Annotated in this window: 20 protein-coding genes and 3 tRNA genes; 8 read left to right on the forward strand and 15 right to left on the reverse strand. The window is 39.2% G+C overall.

The annotated features are described in order from the left end of the window. Positions 1–291: 291 nt before the first annotated feature. Entirely contained in the window at positions 292–1,275 is a 984-nt protein-coding gene (locus tag M2R48_RS20450) for a mechanosensitive ion channel family protein (protein ID WP_373868811.1), read from the forward strand. On the opposite strand, the gene M2R48_RS20455 is transcribed toward M2R48_RS20450, so the two are convergent. The 5 genes from M2R48_RS20455 to prfB form a co-directional block, all read right to left on the reverse strand. Further along, positions 1,258–1,971 carry a 16S rRNA (uracil(1498)-N(3))-methyltransferase gene (locus tag M2R48_RS20455; RefSeq protein ID WP_056518309.1) on the reverse strand — a complete coding sequence of 238 codons (714 nt, stop codon included), beginning with the start codon at positions 1,969–1,971 and terminating at the stop codon, positions 1,258–1,260. The genes M2R48_RS20450 and M2R48_RS20455 overlap by 18 nt on opposite strands. Positions 1,972–2,031: 60 nt before the next feature. Next, on the reverse strand, positions 2,032–3,312 hold the full coding sequence (locus M2R48_RS20460) for a 3-deoxy-D-manno-octulosonic acid transferase (RefSeq protein WP_262087328.1): 1,281 nt from the start codon (positions 3,310–3,312) through the stop codon (positions 2,032–2,034). A 353-nt stretch (positions 3,313–3,665) separates the two neighbouring features. Then, complete coding sequence (locus tag M2R48_RS20465; RefSeq protein ID WP_096735379.1) at positions 3,666–4,724, reverse strand: alkene reductase; 1,059 nt, start codon at positions 4,722–4,724, stop codon at positions 3,666–3,668. Positions 4,725–4,762: 38 nt separating this feature from the next. Continuing rightward, positions 4,763–5,062, reverse strand: a complete 300-nt coding sequence (locus M2R48_RS20470; protein ID WP_034614967.1) for an ArsR/SmtB family transcription factor — start codon at positions 5,060–5,062, stop codon at positions 4,763–4,765. Positions 5,063–5,202: 140 nt separating this feature from the next. Beyond that, positions 5,203–6,298 (reverse strand): peptide chain release factor 2 gene (gene prfB / locus M2R48_RS20475; RefSeq protein WP_096735380.1). Its coding sequence is split into 2 segments (ribosomal slippage): positions 5,203–6,225 and positions 6,227–6,298, totalling 1,095 coding nucleotides; the frame shifts between segments, so codons are not numbered across the junction. 176 nt (positions 6,299–6,474) lie between these two features. On the opposite strand from prfB, the gene M2R48_RS20480 reads away from it, so the two are divergent. Both M2R48_RS20480 and M2R48_RS20485 read left to right on the forward strand, forming a co-directional pair. After that, positions 6,475–7,353, forward strand: coding sequence for a putative porin (locus M2R48_RS20480; protein ID WP_410004185.1), 879 nt, complete (start codon positions 6,475–6,477; stop codon positions 7,351–7,353). 300 nt (positions 7,354–7,653) lie between these two features. Beyond that, entirely contained in the window at positions 7,654–8,421 is a 768-nt protein-coding gene (locus M2R48_RS20485; protein ID WP_004723476.1) for a putative porin, read from the forward strand. Between the two features lie 486 nt (positions 8,422–8,907). On the opposite strand, the gene guaA is transcribed toward M2R48_RS20485, so the two are convergent. The 3 genes from guaA to M2R48_RS20500 form a co-directional block, all read right to left on the reverse strand. After that, positions 8,908–10,476: a glutamine-hydrolyzing GMP synthase gene (guaA, locus tag M2R48_RS20490; protein ID WP_262087330.1), complete on the reverse strand. Its 1,569-nt coding sequence runs from the start codon at positions 10,474–10,476 to the stop codon at positions 8,908–8,910. Positions 10,477–11,029: 553 nt separating this feature from the next. Further along, positions 11,030–11,491, reverse strand: a complete 462-nt coding sequence (locus M2R48_RS20495; RefSeq protein WP_262087331.1) for a hypothetical protein — start codon at positions 11,489–11,491, stop codon at positions 11,030–11,032. Positions 11,492–11,616: 125 nt separating this feature from the next. Next, positions 11,617–12,033, reverse strand: coding sequence for a DoxX family protein (locus tag M2R48_RS20500; RefSeq protein WP_004723480.1), 417 nt, complete (start codon positions 12,031–12,033; stop codon positions 11,617–11,619). A gap of 196 nt (positions 12,034–12,229) precedes the next feature. Here M2R48_RS20500 and M2R48_RS20505 point away from each other — a divergent pair, with 196 nt between their 5' ends. After that, a complete protein-coding gene (locus tag M2R48_RS20505) occupies positions 12,230–12,877 on the forward strand; it encodes a DedA family protein (RefSeq protein WP_262087332.1) in 648 nt (215 codons plus the stop codon). A 68-nt stretch (positions 12,878–12,945) separates the two neighbouring features. On the opposite strand, the gene M2R48_RS20510 is transcribed toward M2R48_RS20505, so the two are convergent. From M2R48_RS20510 to M2R48_RS20525, 4 genes are all read right to left on the reverse strand, one after another. Beyond that, positions 12,946–13,359: a hypothetical protein gene (locus M2R48_RS20510; protein WP_004823650.1), complete on the reverse strand. Its 414-nt coding sequence runs from the start codon at positions 13,357–13,359 to the stop codon at positions 12,946–12,948. Positions 13,360–13,372: 13 nt separating this feature from the next. Continuing rightward, positions 13,373–14,209, reverse strand: a complete 837-nt coding sequence (locus tag M2R48_RS20515; protein WP_004723483.1) for a ParA family protein — start codon at positions 14,207–14,209, stop codon at positions 13,373–13,375. An 85-nt stretch (positions 14,210–14,294) separates the two neighbouring features. Then, complete coding sequence (locus M2R48_RS20520) at positions 14,295–14,687, reverse strand: SirB2 family protein (protein ID WP_004823649.1); 393 nt, start codon at positions 14,685–14,687, stop codon at positions 14,295–14,297. Positions 14,688–14,704: 17 nt separating this feature from the next. Further along, positions 14,705–15,013: a BolA family protein gene (locus tag M2R48_RS20525; RefSeq protein WP_004723487.1), complete on the reverse strand. Its 309-nt coding sequence runs from the start codon at positions 15,011–15,013 to the stop codon at positions 14,705–14,707. Positions 15,014–15,230: 217 nt separating this feature from the next. Between M2R48_RS20525 and M2R48_RS20530 the strand changes: the two genes are divergently transcribed. The 3 genes from M2R48_RS20530 (at position 15,231) to M2R48_RS20540 (ending at position 15,546) form a co-directional block, all read left to right on the forward strand. Beyond that, positions 15,231–15,303 (forward strand) — tRNA-Gly (locus tag M2R48_RS20530). 46 nt (positions 15,304–15,349) lie between these two features. Then, positions 15,350–15,425: transfer RNA gene (locus M2R48_RS20535), tRNA-Gly, on the forward strand. Between the two features lie 45 nt (positions 15,426–15,470). Then, positions 15,471–15,546 (forward strand) — tRNA-Gly (locus M2R48_RS20540). Between the two features lie 182 nt (positions 15,547–15,728). On the opposite strand, the gene M2R48_RS20545 is transcribed toward M2R48_RS20540, so the two are convergent. Genes M2R48_RS20545 through M2R48_RS20555 form a run of 3 tightly spaced genes read right to left on the reverse strand, consistent with a single transcriptional unit; the run spans position 15,729 to position 20,679 of the window. Further along, entirely contained in the window at positions 15,729–16,985 is a 1,257-nt protein-coding gene (locus tag M2R48_RS20545) for an HlyD family type I secretion periplasmic adaptor subunit (protein ID WP_262087333.1), read from the reverse strand. Further along, positions 16,982–19,117 carry a type I secretion system permease/ATPase gene (locus M2R48_RS20550; protein ID WP_262087334.1) on the reverse strand — a complete coding sequence of 712 codons (2,136 nt, stop codon included), beginning with the start codon at positions 19,115–19,117 and terminating at the stop codon, positions 16,982–16,984. Before M2R48_RS20550 ends, M2R48_RS20545 begins: the two co-directional genes overlap by 4 nt. Then, positions 19,114–20,679 carry a TolC family protein gene (locus M2R48_RS20555; RefSeq protein ID WP_262087335.1) on the reverse strand — a complete coding sequence of 522 codons (1,566 nt, stop codon included), beginning with the start codon at positions 20,677–20,679 and terminating at the stop codon, positions 19,114–19,116. Before M2R48_RS20555 ends, M2R48_RS20550 begins: the two co-directional genes overlap by 4 nt. A 416-nt stretch (positions 20,680–21,095) precedes the next feature. On the opposite strand from M2R48_RS20555, the gene M2R48_RS20560 reads away from it, so the two are divergent. After that, a complete protein-coding gene (locus M2R48_RS20560; RefSeq protein ID WP_262087336.1) occupies positions 21,096–22,466 on the forward strand; it encodes a phosphomannomutase CpsG in 1,371 nt (456 codons plus the stop codon). Positions 22,467–22,487 lie beyond the last annotated feature (21 nt).

A 22,487-nucleotide genomic window follows, 5' to 3' on the forward strand; every position in this document is an offset into this window, starting at 1 on the left:
AAAAAACATACTAGTCCCGAAGGGTTGTGGCTAAAATTATCTCAGCCTTCGTTATGAAACTCGAAAATAGTCTCGCTATTCTCTTCGTTTCCTGCCTTGCCTGCTCAATTTTAACCTACAACGCAAGCCATTTATGAAATGCCTACAGACCCCATTCCTTGATGATGCATTAATATGAGTTGAATATTGATTCACAAATATTATTTTTATTTGTCCGTCATAAGAAAAACTGTAATCAAAGCTTAACTTCTTTGAAATTTCAGGCAAAATATGCCAATTATTTTATTGGACATGATTGTGGCTGAAGAAGCAAATGCATTGAGTACCGTTGCACAAGACACGACTCAATTGATCCATTCTGCAGGCGAAAAAACTGCACAAACAGTGATTCAACATACTGAAAAATATAAAGACGCATACTCAACCATCGATAAATTTGTCGATGGTTTTTGGGAGCGTATGCCATATTTATGTATTGCGCTGATCGTCATCACTATTTTTTGGTTGCTGTCTAAGCTTTTTAAATTCTTTGTCCGTAGAACACTCGAAAACCGTACCTATACGCGCCAAAATTTAGTTCTAGTACTGAATCGTGTCGGCAGTACCGCAATTATCTTTTTTGGGTTTTTAATTGCCATGGTTATCGCAATTCCCGGCTTTACTCCTGCTCAACTGATGAGTGCTTTGGGGATTGGTTCGGTCGCAATTGGTTTTGCATTTAAAGATATTTTCCAAAATCTACTTTCTGGAATTTTGATTCTTTTGGGTGAACCGTTCAAGATTGGTGATGACATCATTGTCAACAATATGGAAGGTACTGTCGAAGACATTCAAATTCGTGCAACTTTTTTACGTTCTCCTGATGGGCGACGTATCGTGATTCCAAACGCAACTGTGTATACCAGCGCCGTGACGGTAAATACTGCTTACCAACGCCGTCGTTGTGAGTTTGTGGTTGGGATTGGTTATGAAGACGATGTACAGAAAGCCAAAGACATTATTCTTAAATTGCTTGATAAAGATCAACGTATTTTAAGCCAGCCGGGCTTTACTGTGAATGTTTCTGCTTTGGCGGATTTCTCTGTCAATTTAACCGTTCGTTGGTGGGTAGATACCACGCAAGTGGTTACAGCGGCTTCGATCAGTGAAATTCAAGAACGTGTGCTAGAAGCCTTTGCGGATAATAATATTTCGATTCCTTATCCTGTTCAGGAAGTCAAAGTCTACCGCGGTGATCCATCAGCAGATGACATCGAATCAGCTCGTGCTAAATAAGCGCCCCAATACATAAGGGATCGCGGTTTCAGTACGCAAAATACGGTTGCCTAAGCTCACTGCTTGGCAGCCGTTTTTTATCAGTAAATCCACCTCATAAGGTATAAAACCCCCTTCGGGTCCAATAATCACAGTACATGAATGATCGATAGCAAATGGCATTTTCTGTTCAGTATACGGATGTGCCACATAAGCAGGATTTTGTGGCGTAATGAAGCTAGGTAAGACATCTTCAACAAAGGGTTTAAAGCGTTTGTAAAGTTCAATTTGGGGTGCGATCGTGTCTCCCGCCTGCTCTAATCCCAAGGTGATGTAATGATCAATTTGCTGTAAAAAAGGGCTTTGCCAATAACTTTTATCGACTCGATAACTATGAATCAAAATTAATTTTTCGACCCCCAGTGTCACTGCATCCATAATTAAGCGGCGTAACACTTTGGGACGTGGTAATGCCACAATTAAAGTTACAGGCAATTTTGCAGGAACAGGCTCTTCTTGAATCGGTCGAAGTAAAATCGTATGTTCTGAAATATCAACAATTTCAGTTAAATAACGACTGGCACCCCGAACGCCAACCTTAAGCGTATCTCCAACTTTGGCAGCAAGATGCGTGTGCAAATGTTCAACTTGCCTTTTTGAACTGATTGTCCAAGTTTCAGCTTGTGTTTGACGAGGATCAAGAAGGACGATATTCATAAAAAATTCTGGTTCGTTTTATTTTTAGCTGATGGTGTTTATTCATCAGCTATGTATAAATTATAAATACTGATCAATCACTGCAATATGTTTGTTTAAAGAACCCTGATTACGCTTTAAAACATCAATCGCATGCTGGCTTAATTGCTGGGCAAAAGCTTGATCTTCCAAACAGCGCACCAACAACTGAACCACCTCATCAACAGTTTGCCCTACTTTTAATGCATCTGCCTGTAAGAACTCATCCACAATGGCTTGAAAATTAAAATAATGCGGTCCAATCACAGTGGGTACATCTAAAACCATAGCTTCTAAAATATTATGCCCACCACCAGGTTCATTTAACGACCCGCCAACAAAACATGCTTGACTCAATGCATACCACAGCCACATTTCACCCATACTGTCTGCCAAATAGACTTGGGTATTCGACTCGATTGCTTGCTCTAAACTACGGCGCTGTGTTGTTAAATTTAAACTTTGTGCAGCAGCAAAAACCTCATCAAAACGTTCAGGATGGCGCGGGACAACGATCAACAACCAATCTGGATATTGTTCTAAATAGGTTTTAAATGCGAGAAATAATTTTTCTTCTTCAGGTGCATGTGTACTGGCGATAGTAATGATTTTTCGATTTGCTAAGTTCCAGTCCTGCTGCAACTGTTGTGCTTTATGGATAAATTGTTCAGGTGCAGAAATATCAAATTTAATACTTCCAAGTACTTGTGTTTTATCTTGTGGCATACCCAGATCAATAAAGCGTTGCTGCGTTGCAATATCTTGCGCCAATAACTGATCTAATTTCTGTAGCATTGGACGGGTCAGACTTGGAACTTTGGCATAGCCTTTGGCAGATTTTTCCGAAAGCCGTGCATTCACTAAAATACAAGGCACTTTAAACTGTTTAGCTTGGTCAATAAGATTTGGCCATAGTTCAGTTTCAACCAAAATCAATAATTTGGGTTGGTATTTCTGATAAAAATCAGCAACTAAATAGCACTGATCAGCAGGCAAATATACTGCTTGAAATAATGCTTGATAAGGTATTTTTAAGAATAATGATTTGGCTCGCGCTTGCCCTGTTTTTGTCGTATTGGTGACTAAAACAGTATGACCTGCTTTTAAATAATGTTCGATTAAAGGCTGAGCCGCATTGGTTTCTCCGACTGAAACACAATGAAACCAAATGGCATGCTGATTCTTTACATCTTGAAAGGGACCAAACCGCTCAAGACATTCTTGTTGATATTCTGCGCTATCTTTCGCACGTTTTTTGATACGCCATTGATACAAAGGCTTAACGATTTTAAGTGCTGTGTTATACCAAAAAGGAGTAGCCAAACAGAATGTCTCAATATAGATGAATGGGCAAATATAACAGAGCCATATTCAGTTGTTAATGAATAATATTTAACGATTTGTTGTCAGTATGGTAGTCGACTTCATGCTAGAGCAAATCTGATCCATCAACCAGCAACAACAGTACTGGCAAAGCTTGGCTTCACAAGGATGAAAAACGCTTATTGGTTAAGAGGTAGTGTTATACGCCTTAATCAATGGCGATATCCATGCCATCGTACAATAGATATGCCTTGTAAGATTCAACGATACAAAAAGAAAAATGGTTAAATTTATCTGAGTTGTGGATGTGAATGAGTATTCCATTCACATCCAGAGAAAATACAGTCTTTGTTTTATCCCAAAGCAGGATAATCAATATAGCCTTCCGCAGTTTGTGAACCAATCATATTTTCAAACACCAATTCATTTAAAGGTGCGTCTTGAATCAGACGTTCATACAAATCAGGATTAGCAATATAAGCCTTACCAAAAGACACCGCATCTGCTTGACCTGATGCCAAGAGTTTGATGGCATCTTCACGGCTTAAACGCATATTGGCAATATAAGGCACACCATTTGAACGTTGTTTCATATATTCACTGATACTGTCATCGGCTAAATATTCACGTGTAAAGAAGAACGCAATTTTACGTTTACCTAATTGTTCCAAGACATAACCAAAGGTTTCACGTGGATCAGCATCCCCCATATCATGCTCATCGCCACGAGGCGCTAAATGTATGCCCACACGGCCTGCGCCCCATACTTCAATTAAAGCATCCATGACTTCAAGTAAAAGACGTGCACGGTTTTCAACAGAACCACCATATTCGTCTTCACGATGATTGGTTGAGCTTTGTAAGAACTGATCAATCAGATAGCCATTGGCAGCATGTAATTCAACACCATCAAAACCAGCCGCCTTGGCTTTAATTGCAGCCTGTTTAAACTGTTCAGTGATGGTGTGAATTTCAGAAATTTCCAAAGGGCGTGGCACAACATAGTCACGTTTTGGACGTAATAAGCTGACTTGTCCTGCTTGTTGTATTGCACTTGCAGATACAGGTGTTTCACCATCGAGTAAATCTGGATGTGAGACACGTCCCACATGCCATAACTGCGCCACAATCAAGCCACCTTGATCATGAACCGCTTGGGTTACAGACTTCCAACCTTCAACTTGTGCATCAGTAAATAGCCCTGGTGTATTTAAATAACCATTGGCCTGTTCAGAAATCACTGTTGCTTCAGTAATGATTAAACCCGCACTGGCACGCTGTGCATAGTGCTCAGCCATGATCGCCGTGGGTACCCGATCAGCGGTAGCACGGCTACGGGTTAAAGGCGCCATCACGACACGATTTTTTAAATGTAAATCGCCAAGTACAAGGGGAGAGTTAAGTTCAGCCATATTTGCCTCATCACTCGCTTTCTGATTGAAATCAGGCGTTAAAGCGAGTTTTGTAGATAATCAATATATTGCTGAATTAAAGCTTCATTACGCGAGAAATATGACCATTGACCATACTTCTCGGCCTGAATTAATCCTGACTGTTGCAAAACAGACAAATGATTTGACATCGTAGATTGAGAGACATTACCGAGCTTCTCGATATTCCCTGCACAAACACCACGACCAAAGCCACCGCACTGCTCTTCCGACAAATATTGTTGTGGCTTTTTGAGCCATTCCAAAATCTGTCGGCGAGTCGGATTCGCTAATGCTTTAGAAATTAAATCAATATCCATCTTAGACACATTCAATTCAGAGCAAAGCTCCATTCAGCATCTTTGCATCCAATATATCGCATTTTTTCGATTTTAATATCGATTTTTTTAGATATATTGCAAAAATACGGATAAAGCTTTGCTTTTGTTAAAAATTTAAATTAAAGACCTTGTTTCAAGCTGGCTTCAATAAATTTATCTAGATCGCCATCCAATACTGCACCCGTGTTCGAGTTCTCAACACCAGTACGCAAATCTTTAATACGAGAGTCATCCAGTACATATGAACGAATCTGACTGCCCCAGCCGATATCCGATTTTGAATCTTCAAGTGCTTGAGCAGCTTCATTACGCTTACTCATTTCCAGTTCATACAATTTTGCACGTAATTGTTTCCAAGCATGATCACGGTTTGCATGTTGTGAACGCTGGTTCTGGCATGCCACCACAATCCCAGTTGGTGCGTGAGTCAAACGTACTGCTGAATCGGTTTTGTTAATATGCTGACCGCCTGCACCAGATGCACGATATGTATCTGTACGCACGTCAGCAGGATTAATATCAATTTCAATATTATCGTCCACTTCAGGTGATACAAATACTGCCGAGAATGAGGTATGACGGCGATTACCTGAGTCAAATGGTGACTTACGCACTAAACGGTGTACACCCGATTCAGTACGTAACCAACCATAAGCATACTCGCCTTCAACACGGATTGTTGCAGATTTAATCCCTGCAACATCACCATCTGATTCTTCCATCAATTCTGCTTTAAAGCCATGACGTTCGATCCAACGCATATACATACGTAACAGCATTGAAGCCCAATCTTGTGCTTCTGTACCGCCTGAACCAGCTTGAATTTCCACATAACATGGATTTGGGTCCATTGGATTACTAAACATACGACGGAATTCAAGTTTTGCTAACTCTTCTTCCGCTGCAGTCAATTCCGACTGAACATCTGCCAATAAGCTTTCATCATCTGCTTCAACAGCAAGATCAAGCATGGCTTGTGCATCATCAAGCTGTGTCGCCAAGCCTTCTAAAACGTTGATCACGTTTTCAAGCTCGCCTTTTTCTTTTGCCATCGCCTGTGCACGGCTTTGATCATTCCAGATCGCTGGATCTTCTAACTCGCGGAGAACCTCTTCTAAACGCTCTTTCTTTAGATCGTAGTCAAAGATACCCCCGTAGTGTTAGACCACGGTCATTTAAGTCTTTTAGCTGAACTAGATAAGGATTAATTTCCACGAGTTTTAATCTCACATTTGACGTCTTTTTAATTCGAACGCATTCTACCACAGAGTGGAAAAAGTTGAGATATGGCATTTTTTAGACAACACAATTGACTACAGTGTAGTTTTTGTGAACAATGTTGTTGTTTTGTAACAAAGCTCTGACCTTACAACACCACAAAAAAATTTAGGATACTTATGAAACAATCTCTTTTATTTTTCGCTTTAACCGCAATCAGCTGTTCTAGTTTTGCCTACAATGTGCAATTTGATGCTGGGTTTAGATCTTTTGATCATGATAACAATTACATTGATCAAGACTATCAAGCCGATATTAAAGGCAAATACTACTTTGATCCTGTACAAATCAAAAACAACCCATTGAATGAGGCAGCATTTTTAGGCCGTAATAGCAATGTCTATGGTGGTTACGCTTATCGTACTATCGAAAGTCAGGACTACTTAACCTATGATCCTCTATCTACCAGCACATTTTATGAGCTTGCTCGAGCAAAAGATGAAAAAGATCTTCATTACTTTACAGGTGGCTTAGAATATTTTCATGAACAATTCTATCTCAATGGTGAGATTGGGCTTGGCATAGTCAAAATAAAAAGCAACATAGATTCAAATTATGGTTCAGTTCGTTATAAAAATGATTATAACGTCACCACTTATCGCGCATTGGTGGGCTATATGCCGATCAGCAATTTGCTCATTGCAGCAGGTGTCGATGGTTTCAGTGGTGATAAATATCTTGATGATGAAACGGATTTTGCCGCTAAAATTAAATATGTAATGCCAATTGGTCAAAATGGACATTATTTAAATCTTGAAGCGAATGGCGTGTTTGGCGATGAAAACAATGTTATCTTCGCTGCAGATTACTATTTGACCCGTGCTTTCAGTATCGGCAGTGCATATAGTTTAAAAGATGACGATGAAAGCAATAATAATTTCCTCTGGTTCCGTAGCAAATACTTTGTGAATGAAAATGTTGCTATTGGTGCCGAAGCAGGTTTTAGCAGTGGCATGAATCTTTTTAATGTGAATGGAACTTTCCGTTTTTAAGCACTTAGAAAGCCAAAAAACTTTGAGGCATTTCATTTCTGAAATGCCTTTTTTATTACAAATTATGTCCGTGCCTTACTCAAAGCGTACTAATATCCACACTATCTACACAATTTTAATAAAACAAAACATAAGTTTTATATATTTATTTTCAATAACTTAATTTAATATTGTTACATAAACTCACTAATATTACATTCCAGTTACTATAGCGTGGTTGACGATTTTTATATTTGCCCTAGACTGAAAATTGTAACTAAACATGTATAAATCAATCAATTCTTCATAGGGGCGAATTCCATGAAAAAATTAGCAATCGCATCTGCAATCTTTTCCGTAGCCGCTTTAACTGGCACTGCACATGCTTACCAAGCCGAAGTTGGTGGTTCATATACATATAATGATCCAGATAATTTTGATGCAACTCATAGCTTTGGTGTAGATGGTACTTATTATTTCAAACCAGTACAAACTCGTAATTCACCGCTTAATGAGGCTGCGTTCTTAGATCGCGCAAGTAATGTAAAAGCCAATGTAAATTATGCCAAAAATGATGGTGTAAAAGACAGCCAATATGGTGCGGGTCTTGAATACTATGTACCTAACTCAGACTTCTATGTAAGTGGTCGTGTAGGTCGTGATGAACTTGAAGTTGATAACACTAACATCGACAATAAAGTAACGACTTATGGCGCTGAAGTGGGTTATTTACCAGCTCCTGGTTTATTACTTGCACTTGGTGTGACAGGTTATGATGTTAAAAATGGTGATGACGGCGCAGACCCAACTGTACGTGCTAAATATGTAACCAAAGTAGGGCAATATGACGCTAACTTTGAAGCTTTTGGTGCATTCGGCGACTTGGATGAGTACAAAGTACGTGGTGACTTGTATTTAGATAAGACCTTAAGTGTAGGTGCTGACTACTACAACAATGATTTAACTGATCGTGATGAATGGGGTATTTCTGCGAAGAAATTCTTTAATCAAAACGTTAGCTTAGAAGGTCGTGTAGGTTTTGGTGATGACTACAACACTTACGGCGTTCGTGCAGGATACCGTTTCTAAGTTTAAATCCAATTAGCAATCGCTCTTTTGGAGCAAAAAAAGCCAGTCAGTTGACTGGCTTTTTTATCGATTTTTTAAAGCGTCAAATTCAACACTATTTTTTGCTAACTGATAACTTGAAAGCCACTCACTCATTCTATTTTTAATCACTAAAGCATATTTAGATGCAGTTGCTTCTGATAATCTTTTTCCTACTATTAAGATAAAAATTCTTAACCATTTCTACTTATTCTATTTTTAGACTATGCATGAAAAAAAGGACGCTCATGCGTCCTTTAATTTAGTCATTAATTTTTTCTAAACTACTGCTGCCGCGAGCACAGCTCTTGGCGTAATTCAGGCAAGAAGCTTCGCTTCTTAAAACCCTGCTGCCGCGGGCATAGCTCTTGGCGTAAATTTGGCTAAAAGCTATCGCTTCTTCTGCTGCCGCGGGCATAGCCCTTGGCGTAATTCAGGCAAGAAGCTTCGCTTCTTGAAATCCCTGAATTACTCCCATTCAATTGTTGCTGGTGGTTTAGAAGAAACGTCATACACCACACGAGAAACATCTTTAATTTCATTCATGATACGTGTTGAGATTTTATCCACCAACTCATATGGAAGATGGGCAAAACGAGCTGTCATAAAGTCAACCGTTTCCACGGCACGAAGTGCAATGACCCATGCATAACGACGGCCATCACCCACGACACCCACCGATTTTACTGGTTGGAATACTGCAAATGCTTGTGCAGTTTTATCATACCAACCACTTGCACGAAGCTCTTGCATAAAGATGTCATCAGCAAGACGAAGAATATCAGCATATTCTTTTTTCACTTCACCCAAGATACGCACGCCCAAACCTGGACCAGGGAATGGATGACGATAAAGCATTTCATGTGGTAAACCTAAAGTTGTACCTAAACGACGCACTTCATCTTTAAATAGGTCACGAATTGGCTCAACCAATTCAAATGCTAAATCTTCAGGTAAACCACCCACGTTATGGTGTGATTTAATAACATGCGCTTTACCATTTTTAGTTGCCGCAGACTCAATCACGTCAGGGTAAATCGTACCTTGGGCAAGGAAGTTTACGCCATCAAGCTTACGCGCTTCTTCAGCAAAAACTTCGATAAATTCACGGCCAATGATTTTACGTTTTTTCTCAGGATCAACTTCGCCTGCAAGTGCAGATAAGAAACGTTCTTCTGCATCAGCACGAATCACACGGATCCCCATGTTTTTCGCAAACATGTCCATCACTTGCTCACCTTCGTTTAAACGAAGTAAGCCATTGTCTACAAATACACAAGTCAGTTGGTCACCAATTGCTTTATGCAACAATGCTGCAACTACAGATGAGTCAACACCACCTGAAAGACCTAAAAGAACTTTTTGATCACCAATTTGTTCACGTAATTGTTCAACACGTAAATCAATAATGTTTTCAGAATTCCAAAGATTACGGCAACCACAAATGCTGTGAACGAAGTTAGACAGTAACTCTGCGCCTTTGGCAGTATGTGTCACTTCTGGGTGGAATTGCACCCCGTAGAAACGGCGCGTTTCATCACTCACGGCAGCAAATGGGCAGCTTGGTGTGCTTGCAGTCACTTTAAAACCTGCTGGAATCGCAGAAACTTTGTCACCGTGGCTCATCCAAACATTGAGTTTGTCATCACCATCATTTAAATCACTAAGCAATTGATCACGTACTAAAACGTCAACTGCTGCATAACCAAATTCATGTACAGTACCTGGCTCTACTTTACCGCCAAGTTGTTCTGACATGGTTTGCAGACCATAGCAGATCCCCAATACAGGTACACCCAAGTTGAATACAACTTCTGGCGCACGTGGACTACCTTCCTCATGCACACTTTCAGGACCACCAGATAAGATGATACCGTTCGGATTAAACGCGCGAATGTCTTCTTCAGACATATCAAAAGCATACATTTCAGAATATACACCAGCTTCACGTACACGGCGTGCAATAAGCTGGCTATATTGAGAACCGAAATCCAAGATAAGGATACGATCTTCAGTAATTTGAGTATTGGTAGTCATGAGTCAACAACTATGCAGGCAAACGAATATAAGCGCCATATTCTATCATTTTTATAAGCCGTACGCACTCCATTCAATCAAGTTCCTTAGCTTTGTAAAAAATCATTTTAAATAATCAGCTTATAGGTTCATTTTGGCTTTAATGATGCTCATCAGTTCATTGGGGGTCATACAACGATTTAAAAAATCTTCTAAGGAGCCTTCATGGATCACCTCTGTAAAAAACACCTCATGATCTGTGCCAAATAATGTTGGATTTTCAGGGTCTGGATCAGACAAGCAGATATAGGGTCTGTTGACAATTCGTCTATGTTTGCGACTAAGTGTGTTTTTTAGGCGATACTAGGCGCGAAATACGAAATTTAGTTATTCTAAATGAGTAGTTCGTAACAACGTAGCGGCAAAAAACACGCTAGTCCCGAAGGGTTGTGGCTAAAATTATCTCAGCCTTCGTTATGAAACTCGAAAATAGTCTCGCTATTCTCTTCGTTTCATGCCTTGCCTGCTCAATTTTAACCTACAACGCAAGCCATTTATGAAATGTCTACAGACCCTAGTATCGATCAGGGAAGCTATAACGATAAAACAACTGTAGAAAATCAGGTTTTGGATTTTGGGTCAGTTGAATCACTGCTTTAAGATCAATATCATCCTCTAAAAAATCACGGTTCCATTCATCAAAATCAGCTGTACCTGCTTGATATGGAGTAAAGCGCACAGCTTGCCAAAAGGTTTGCCCACGCCCTTCTTCTGTTAACTGGTAATACTCTTGAATCAACTGATTAAAAAATGCATCTGGATTTAGATCTAGCTCGGCTTGATGTTGATCAATATAATCACCCAAGCCATAAATCGGTTCTTGATCATCGGCTGCCGCCCAAGGTGTATCCTGAGGCCGTTCATATAAAACGGTATTAAAGGTAATAGCGCACAGATCATCAACCCATGACACACCTTTGACTTGATCAATATTACCGCCCAGTGCTTTTATTCTGTCTAGAATTTCTTTTTTCATTGTTAAAACTGAATTGAATATTTTTAGATAGCATAAACCAATTGATCCATTTGAATAAGGCTAAATGAACACACAAAAAAGCCAGATACAGATCTGGCTTTTCAAAGCTTTCATTAATGTTTAAATTATTTTTCTATTAGATGATCAAGACTCAATTTCCCAGCACCATGCAACATCAAGAAAAACAAACCACCTGCCATTGCGAAGTTTTTCATAAAGTTAATTGCATCTGCTTCACCACCATGAAATAGGAATGCAGTAATCAAACTAAATACGCCCAAACCAAATGCTGCAAAGCGTGCCTGAAAACCAAATAGCAATGCCAGACCACCACCGAACTCAACCAGAATGGTTAAAGGTAACATGGCACCTGGTACACCCATTGATTCCATATAACCGACAGTTGCGCTGTAAGCCGTGATTTTGCCCCAACCTGCAACAAGAAAGATATATGCCATAAGAATACGTGCAATCAATGCTATGCTCGCATTGGCGGTGGGTTGATTCACAATATTTTTAACAACAACATTTGGATTAAACATGGTGTGACCTAATTTGTATTTCGTTCTGAAGATGTATACATATTAATCACTAAACATTTCAAGTTAAATACTTAAAAACTAAACTCATCGTTGCAAATTAAGAACAATAATAAGTTTTAAAAAATTACTTTTTAATACTGACTTTCATAACTCACACTGCTAGGATTTGTGCACCAATTCGCATAGTTTCTGCCTTATGGATCTGATTGACTTTATTTTGCACGTAGACGAACACCTGTTTGAATTTATTAGAAATTATGGTATCTGGGTATATGGAATTTTATTCCTGATTATTTTTGTTGAAACAGGTCTCGTGGTGATGCCATTCCTGCCTGGGGATAGCTTACTTTTTGCTGCCGGCGCTTTAGCTGCTTCGACGGGCGCAATGGATCCTGTGGTTTTAATCATTCTGCTATTTATTGCGGCAGTGCTCGGCGATACCCTCAATTATCATATCGGGAAATATGTCGGACCTCGTGTTTTTGAAATTGATTCTAAGTTTATCAACAAACAACACTTGTTAAAAACCTCACAGTTTTTTGAAAAGCATGGTGGAAAAACTATTATCTTTGCCCGTTTTATCCCTTTTGCCCGTACTTTTGCACCCTTTGTTGCAGGTGCAGGAAGCATGAATTATAAATATTTCTTAACCTATAATGCAGTCGGTGCAATTTGCTGGGTTGGCTCGTTTATTACCTTGGGTTATTTATTCGGGAATATGCCAATTGTGAAAGATAATTTCACCCATTTGGTTTTCGGTATCATTATTCTCAGCGTGTTACCTGGTGTGATTGGTTATATACGTCATAAATTTTTTAATAAAAATAAAATGCCAAACAGTTAATAAACAGCATGTTTAAAAATGATAAAAAAGCCGATTTCTAAAATCGGCTTTTTTATGGGTAAAACCCGTTATTTTTTGACTTCCTGACGTTTAGGAACATAAGGACAATTTTTAAATTGAGCCGCCTGAGACAAGGCATCTTGCTCACCATACAGTCGGGAAAGCTCAGTATTTTTGGTATTTGAAGATTGTCCTAAGTTTACAGAAATACTTGGACCAATCCCCCAACCCCAGCCACCGCTGCCCCAACCACCACCAACACCTAATCCAACACCCACGCCTGTACGTTTCGCAGGTTGTACACCATTATTAATGTATTGCTGAATACGATTAAATTCTGTCGTCAATTGCAAACAGTTCATCGCCTGATACTGCGTAGGCGACACATAAGTGGGTTTAACCGTCGTCGTACAAGCAGATACGACAAGCGCCGTTAAGGCAACGACTGATAATTTAACAGAAGTCATTTTCAATGATTTCATCACGATCTCGAAATTATTTTTTATCAATCTCATTGAACAATGATTGATAGGCTTGAGTCAATTTATGATCTGTAGCCAAATGAATTAATGGCAGATTTTTATGATGCGATTCTTTCATTAATACAGAAGGTGGCAACATATTTTCTAAAACTGGTAAACCTTCATCTTTAAGCTGTTGGACCACTTCGCGTGGTAATTTTGCCTGAGCTTGATATTGATTGACCACAATGCCTTCGATTTCAAGTCGATCATTATGATCATCTTGAGTTTCAATGACATTTTGAATAAGCGTCTGTAATGCACGTTTTGAAAATACATCACAATCAAACGGAATCAGAACACGATCCGCTGAGATCAGTGCCGATAAGGTAAAAAAGTTAAATGCTGGCGGTGTATCAATATAAATACGCTCATATTGACTGGTTAAGGTCTGAATCGCATCACGTAACTTATAAATTTTATGCTTTGATTCTAACGCATGCTCTAACTCGCCTAAGCTCGGGCTGGCGGGTAATACATCCAAATCTTTAAAAGGTGAACGATGAATATATTGCTCAAAACCTTTATTTTTTGTTTTTAAAAGGCTACCTATAGCATTGCCAATCAATCCTTTTTGTTGATGATTCCCAAGTACATCATTAAAAAAGTTTTCAATATTCGGCTCTAATGCCGTTTTTTCAGCAGAATAGGTGGCGTCATCACCCAAAAGATATTGGCTAGAATTTGCTTGAGGATCTAAATCAATCACCAATGTTTTAAAACCTTGATACGCACTAATCGCAGCAAGATTCACCGTAATACTTGATTTTCCTACACCGCCTTTTTGGTTAAATACCACACGAGTTAGCATACAAGTTCCCTAAGCTATCATTATTTTTAAACTTGTATCTAGTTTAACCTAGACGCTATACAAGTGTGAAATTCATGTCTAACAATCAACTAAAAACTGGTTTAAGCACGACCAAAACTAAAGTTGCAAACAAAGCAATTCCACCAATCACTAAACCTGCTCTGCGTTGTGTTAAAAGAACGGTATCATCCTTTTTATAGGCTTTTATTTGTGAGGAAAGGAAAACCATAAACAAAATAATTTTCGCATAGAACCAAGGCTGCACTTTAAACTCATTCATAATCAATAAAGTTAGCCCTGTAAATATAACCACCGTGAGGGAAAGATGTTGCAAGGCAACAAAAGCCACCCGCCCTTTAGGATTCGGCTGCTGGTTGTGTGTTCCAATAAATAATGTTGAAGCGCGTAAAACAAAGACCAGGATTAATAACCCAACACTGGTCATATGAATGATTTTGATCAGTAAATGTGTATCCATTTTAATTACTCTGCACTTTATACTTTAGGTGCATGAGCGCAGTCTGGACTTGCTGGGGCTTGACCTTGCCACTCACTAGGAAGATAAGCATGGATGGCTAAGGCATGAATTTTTCCAGGGCTGAGTAAGGCCTTGGCTTCTGCGTACACTTTTTGGTGGCGTTGTACCAACCGTAACCCTGCAAATTGTTCACTGACAATGATCACTTTAAAATGCGACTCTTTTCCAGGAAAATACCCGCCATGACCAGCAGACTCATTGATCACTTCTAAATGTGATGGCTCAAGTTGATTTAAACTTTCAATTAATTGTTGTTCTAAACTCATACTGATTCCTTAGAGATCGATCAATGGGTGAATGACATAGTATAGCGGATTCTTTGAGCATCGCTGTGTGTTCAGCAAAGCTTTTGCTGTTCGATTTGATTTTTTTAAATTGAATTTTGAATTTTTTTCATAAAAATGTCTTTATTTTATGCAATTAGTGTTTTCCTTTGCAGAAAAATCTTGACCCTACCATCTGTTGATGTATTATACACCGCATGCGGGAATAGCTCAGTTGGTAGAGCATAACCTTGCCAAGGTTGGGGTCGGGAGTTCGAGTCTCCTTTCCCGCTCAAATTTTTTTATTCAGTTTTTTATTTAAAAAATTGGACAGACTCCGCGGGAATAGCTCAGTTGGTAGAGCATAACCTTGCCAAGGTTGGGGTCGGGAGTTCGAGTCTCCTTTCCCGCTCCAAAATTTTTTTATTCAGTTTTTTATTTAAAAAATTGGACAGACTCCGCGGGAATAGCTCAGTTGGTAGAGCATAACCTTGCCAAGGTTGGGGTCGGGAGTTCGAGTCTCCTTTCCCGCTCCAAATTTAAAAAGCCCTGATCGAAAGATTGGGGCTTTTTTTGCATTATTGGTTTATAAATCATCAAAATATACTTACACACTTTATGCTGTATTCACTCAATCAGTGTGTTGATCACAAAACTGCAAAAGCACAAAAAAACCAATCCGAAGATTGGTTTTTAAAATAATCATCATATGATGCAATTATCGCTCTCTTAACGCTTCTTTGGCTTTATTAAACGGTTTCAACAAATATTCAATAATTGTTTTTTGACCGGTACGAATATCTACCGTTGCCACCATACCTGGCGTTATTGAGAAAGATTTCCCTGCCTTATTGGTCAGCTTATCTTTATCGGTCCGAATATAGACTCGATAGTAGAACTGGTCTTGTTTAACTTCATCGCGGATGGTATCAGGAGAAATCACCGTTACTTTCCCTTCCAAGCCACCATAAATTGAATAATCATATGCCGTGATTTTTACCAATGCAGGTTGACCCGGATGAATAAACGCAATATCTCGTGGCGAAATACGCGCTTCAATCAATAACTGCTCATCAATCGGTACAATGGTCATCAATTTACCATTTTGTGGAATAACCCCACCAATGGTTGTCACCGCAATTTCTTTTACCACACCACGTACAGGCGCTTTAAAAGTAGAGCGTTTCACCGAATCATTACGACCAGCAACAACTTGCTGTAATGATTGGATATCGGCATTGGCTTTTGCCAATTCTTCACGTGACTTTACATAGTAGTCATTACGCTTGTCATTAATTTGATTTTCAAAATTATTGATATCTCGTTTTAAACGCAACACTTCAACCTCAGAAGCAGCACCTTTCGCCACCAAAGGTTGTGTCATTTGTAATTCATTTTGGACCAAAGACAATGCATGTTTTAAACCAGTAATTGATTCATCCAAATTTGCGCGACGCGAAGTATATAATGCACTTTCTTCTCTTACCAAAGCAGGAACAGCCAAAACCTCTTTTGGAAACTTGATTGAGGTACCATTCACCTCAGCCTCTAAACGTGCTGCCGTAGCCAGTGTCGCAAGTAATTTCATTTGGCTTTCACCGACTTGTGACTCGAATCGAGTAGGGTCTATTTGCGCAAGCGTCTGCCCTTTCTGGATAATATCGCCCTCTTTAACATCTAAGCTGGTCAACACACCACCATCTAAAGATTGAATCGTCTGTTCTTTGGATGACGGAACAACTTTACCTGTTCCTGTAGAAACTTCTTCCAATTTGAATAAGCAGGCCCAAATCAAGAAAGCCAGCAGACCGATGGCAACAATCCAAATAATAAATGTAGATTTGGGTAACGGTGGTTCTGAGAACTTTAACGCAGAGGGGTTGGTTGGACGCTGTAAAACATTGGATGCATGATCAACTTGAGCAGGTTCAGCCTCTTGCACTGTGATATTTTGGTCATTTTTTTCTGGGCTCATGTTGAACTCCCTCCTGCATTTGCTTGCTGTGCAGGATTTAGAATGGCATCACGCGGCCCATCTTTGATAATCTTCCCTTCATGTACAACGATAATACGATCAACAAGTTGCAAAACAGCAGGACGATGCGTCGCCACCACTAAGGTCCGATGACCTAGCCATTCTTTTAAATGCTGTATCAATACTTTTTCAGAAACATCATCAATCGAAGCAGTCGGTTCATCCAACAACACAATATTTGGATTTCGGAGCAATAATCGTGTGAGTAACAGTGCTTGTTTCTGCCCTCCAGAGAATCCCACACCCCCTTCAAGAATAAGATGATCTAGACCTTCCTTTTTTTGTTCCACGATTTCTAAAGCATTGGTGATTTGCAATGCACGGATAATTTCATCATTACTTGCCAATGGTGCACCCAAAGTTAAATTTTCACGGATGGTCCCAAAAAACAGATGCGCATTTTGATTCAGCAATGCCATATCACGGCGAATATCATCGGGATCAAGCAAAGATTGATCGACACCATCCAAACTGATCTTGCCTTGTACGGGCAATTGCATTCCTGAAAGTAATTGTAATAAGCTAGATTTCCCTGCTCCATTACGCCCAAGAATTGCAACTTTTTCACCTGCATGGATTTTTAACTGCGGAATGACTAAAGTTGGGCGTGGATCATCTTCAGTATATTTAAATACCACACCTTTAAAATCATAATCACCGGAGAGGACTTTACGTTGAATCAATTGTGCCCGATCAGGACGGTCTACTGGCTTTTGCATCAGCTCATCTAAACCATTTTTAGCCACTTTGGCTTGCTGCCAACGACCGAGTACACCTGTAACTTGTGAAATCGGTGCAAGCATACGTGAAGATAAAATTGAACACGCCACTAAAGCTCCTGTGGTCATATCGCCTTTCATCACCGCAAAACAACCCACTAAAACCACAATTGCATAAGTCAGTCCTTGAATTTTTTGTGTCCAAGCATTTAACCAACCCACAATTTTACGTTGCCGCATACTGACATCTGCAGACACTTCATTCATGTGATTCCATTGATTTTGAAATCTGGCTTCAGCACGTAATAACTTAATATCCTCAATACCTTGAACCGCTTCGACCAAAATCGCGTTGCGAATCGCAGACTCTCGCATCCCTTCAGTGGCCAAGTGCGCTAATTTTTTCTGCACCAAGAAGCCAGGAATAATCATCAATGGTACAACCAGTAACATCACCCAAAAGATGTTGCCCCCAATAATCCAGAAGATCGCTAAAAACAGGAAGAAAAACGGTAAGTCTGCAATTGCACTGATCGTTGTTGAGGTCACCAATTCACGAACGCCTTCAAGTTCACGAATCTGTGAAATAAACGAACCTGTTGAACGGGCGCGATCTTTATTTCGGATACGCAAAGCATGACCAAAGACGCGGTCTGAAATCTTGAGATCTGCACGCTTACCAATAATGTCTGACAAATAAACCCGTGCGATGCGCAACACAAACTCAAAAACAGCTGCAATCAACACCCCTCCTGCGAGCACCCACAAGGTTGGAATAGACTGAGATGGCACAACTCGGTCATAGACTTGCATAGAGAAAATAATGGTCGCCAATGCCAGAATATTGGCAATCATTGAAGCAACCATGATGTCGGTATAACGTTTCCAATCTTTTAAAACGATGTCCCAGAACCAGCTTTTTTCATAAGGTTTGATATATTCATCAACACGTGCATCCGGAATCGATGTTTCTGGTCGAAAAATATAAACGCGACTGGCATTGGCTTGAAGTTCATGCAAATTAAAAGTTTGTGAAAGACCTTGATCACCACTTAACTGTAAGCTTGCATTGCCCTCATTGTCGACTTTCTCGATAACCGCAACTTGACCATTGTTAAATTCAACAACAACGGGCAATCGCCATGGATTCAATACATCCGTGCTAAAGTCTGCTTTGCGAACATTTAAACCCACTTGACGGGTAATAATGGACAACATGTCGTCAATATTTGTGTACTTATTCCAATCCAGTTGCAGACGAATTTGTTCTTCAGCAGGTTGCATTCGATAATGCTGCGCAACCGTAATGATCGCTTGTAACCAGGGTTGATAATTTAATGTTTTTGTATTCATGGTTGAACTTCAAACCCCTGAATTTGAATGTTATTTAAATGATAAGCATTTCTACTTTTACCGGTTACCTTGATATACACCGCGATCGTGTCATAGATATCAAAGCGTGCCGCTTCCCTTTCTATTCTTGAACTTTGATAGGACTGTTCTGAACTTAATAAATCTAAGATCGAACGCTTGCCTAATTTATATTGTTCTTCATACAGCTCACGGGTTTTTGCTGTTGAGCGCTCCCGATCCAATAGAACCCAAATTTGCTTATCCGTGTTTTCAATACTTTCTCTTGCAATTTGTGTTTGATCCATAATATCTAGATAAGTTGCATTCAACTTTGCCCGTGCAGCTTGTTCAGCAAAATTTGCAGCTTTGACTTGAGATCCTAGTGCACCACCTTGATAAAAATTACTGGACATCTGCACGCCAACAGAACCATCGGTATCATTTTCTAAACCGGTATTTGGATTTTGACCATTCAATGCTTTGCTGACTGATCCCACCAATGAAATCGTTGGATAAGCACTCAATTGGGTTTGTTTTTTCTGACTCTGTGCAACATCAATCTCTGCTTTTGCTGCAATCATCGTAGGAATGGTATTCATTTCAGGATCATCATAAAGACCTGATTGTTTTACAAACTCATCAGGAATATTAAAATCCATTTGACTCACATCAAAACCCAATAATGTGCGTAATTTTTGTTCTTGTTGTTTTAAAAAATTTTGCTGAGTAATTAAGTAGGAACGTGCGTACTCAACATAGCTTTGTGCTTGTACTGGATCGGCATTGCTGCTAATTCCTGCATCTGCTCTTAAGCGTGCAATCTCATGTAAACGACTGACCCCATTAAATTGATCTTGCGCTATTTTGATAATATTGCGATAGCGTAGTAAGGATAAAATATCTCGTGCGGTTTGGGTCGAGATATCATCAATACTGATTAATACATTGGCTTGCTCAACTGCCAATTTATTTTGTTGCGTGGTGACACTGGATTTTACTTTACCAAAGTCATAAAGCAGTTGATTGGCTTCAACTGAATACAATTGGCGACCTTTATCATTGGATGTAAAATCACCTGTATTCATACCCGCTTTTAACTGTGGGTAATATTGCGCTTTTGCCACATCAATATTGGCATTTTGTCCTGCCAATGTCGAAATCGTTTGAGCAATATTGGGGTTTCTTTTTACTGCAATTTGAATCGCATCTTCAAGACTTAAGATTTTTGCCTGGTTTGAATACGTATTGGTTGTTTGTTTTTGCGCTTGTTCTAAATATAAATTATTGAGCGAAGCCTTTTGTCCAGTATATGGCTTTACAACAGGGAGTTGATTCTGATTGCCTATATGGGCATCGGGTTGATATTTAAAATCGGTCAAATCCTTGAGTTGGACGGTTCTAAATGACTGATCATCCTTGGGTTTTATAAACCCTGTCACACCTTCTTTGATATTTTTTAAGTAGCTTGTTTCTTGTGTATAACCATTGTTCTGCAATAGAACCAATAAACTCACAGCACTCAAACTTTTTAACAATATAGTGGGCTTTTTTGCTATTAACATTCGCGAATGGCACCTAGAAAAGCTTTTAATTATCGGTATTGAATTATTTTGAATTATTTCCCTACCTCATTTCTATTCTACACATTATAAAACCTAATCAAATGCTTATTTTTACTTTTTAAAGTTAAATTTCTTTAATAAAATATTTTAAATTCAAATACTAACAGTGAAAAAATGTGACTATTATCACATGAATTATAAAATTATACATAGATCATCTCAAAAGCTGTAAATCCACAATGTGCAAATTATCATGGATGATCCAATACATTATTAAAAATAAGCTTGGTGTAATCGAAACGTATTCAATTTTATTCTTCAAACTAAATTTACATCTTCCAATATAATTTCTTATACACTTTAAGGTTAAAATGATGTTTCACTACCAGCCAACCTTAAACAATATAAAGATGAACATGAATAAACTGACTTGTTTCAAAGCCTATGATATTCGAGGCAAACTTGGCACAGAGCTAAATGAAGAAATCGCTTATAAAGTAGGCCGTGCTTATGGTCAAATCTATCAACCCAAAACTGTTGTCATTGGTTGTGATGTCCGTTTAACCAGCGAAGACTTAAAACAAGCAACGATTCGTGGTTTAAATGATGCTGGCGTAGATGTTCTTGATCTTGGCATGACTGGAACAGAAGAAGTTTACTTCGGCGCTTTTCATCTCGATGTTCAGGGCGGTATTGAAATCACAGCAAGCCATAATCCGATGGATTACAATGGTATGAAATTGGTTCGTGAAAATGCTCGACCAATCAGTGCAGATACGGGACTAAAAGATATCCAATCGTTGGCTGAATCTGAACAGTTCATTGAAGTTGAGAAAAAGGGTACAACTCAAAAATATAATATCCTCCCTGAATTTATTGAACACCTACTCACCTATATTGATCCAAGCAAAATCCGCCCACTTAAACTGGTGATGAATGCAGGCAATGGTGCAGCGGGTCATGTTGTTGATGCAATCGAAGAAAAATTCAAAGCGCTCAATATCCCAGTAGAATTTATTAAAATCCATAATCATCCAGATGGTACTTTCCCAAATGGTATTCCTAATCCAATCTTGGTGGAAAATCGAGATAGCACCCGCAATGCAGTTTTAATACATCATGCGGATATGGGAATTGCGTGGGATGGTGACTTTGACCGTTGTTTCTTATTCGACGAAAAAGGGCAATTTATTGAAGGCTATTATATTGTTGGATTATTAGCCCAAGCCTTCTTATTAAAACAAGCGGGTGAAAAAATCGTACATGATCCTCGCCTAGTCTGGAATACACTGGATATCATTGAGCAATATCAAGGGATTGCTGTTCAATCTAAATCTGGACATGCTTTTATTAAAGATGTGATGCGTGAACACAATGCAGCTTATGGCGGGGAAATGAGTGCACATCACTATTTCCGTGATTTTGCTTACTGTGACAGCGGGATGATCCCTTGGTTATTGGCGATTTTAGTGGTATCAGAAACCCAACAATCGTTATCCTGCTTGGTCGAAGGGATGATTGAACGTTTCCCGTGTAGTGGTGAAATCAACTTTAAAGTTGAAGATACGCAAAAAACCATTCAAAAAATCTTCGATCATTTTGCCGATTTAAACCCTGCAATTGATCAAACAGACGGTGTTAGCCTTGATTTTGGTGCATGGCGTTTAAATGTCCGCGCATCAAATACCGAGCCATTATTACGCTTAAATATTGAAAGCCGTGCGGATAAAAATCCAAAACCAATACAAGACTATGTGGATGAGTTAACTCAGTTGATTCAGGGTTAGTTTTAAATGGCGATAAAAAAT

The sequence above is a fragment of the Acinetobacter sp. I-MWF genome, from assembly GCF_025433935.1.
GTDB lineage: Bacteria > Pseudomonadota > Gammaproteobacteria > Pseudomonadales > Moraxellaceae > Acinetobacter > Acinetobacter guillouiae.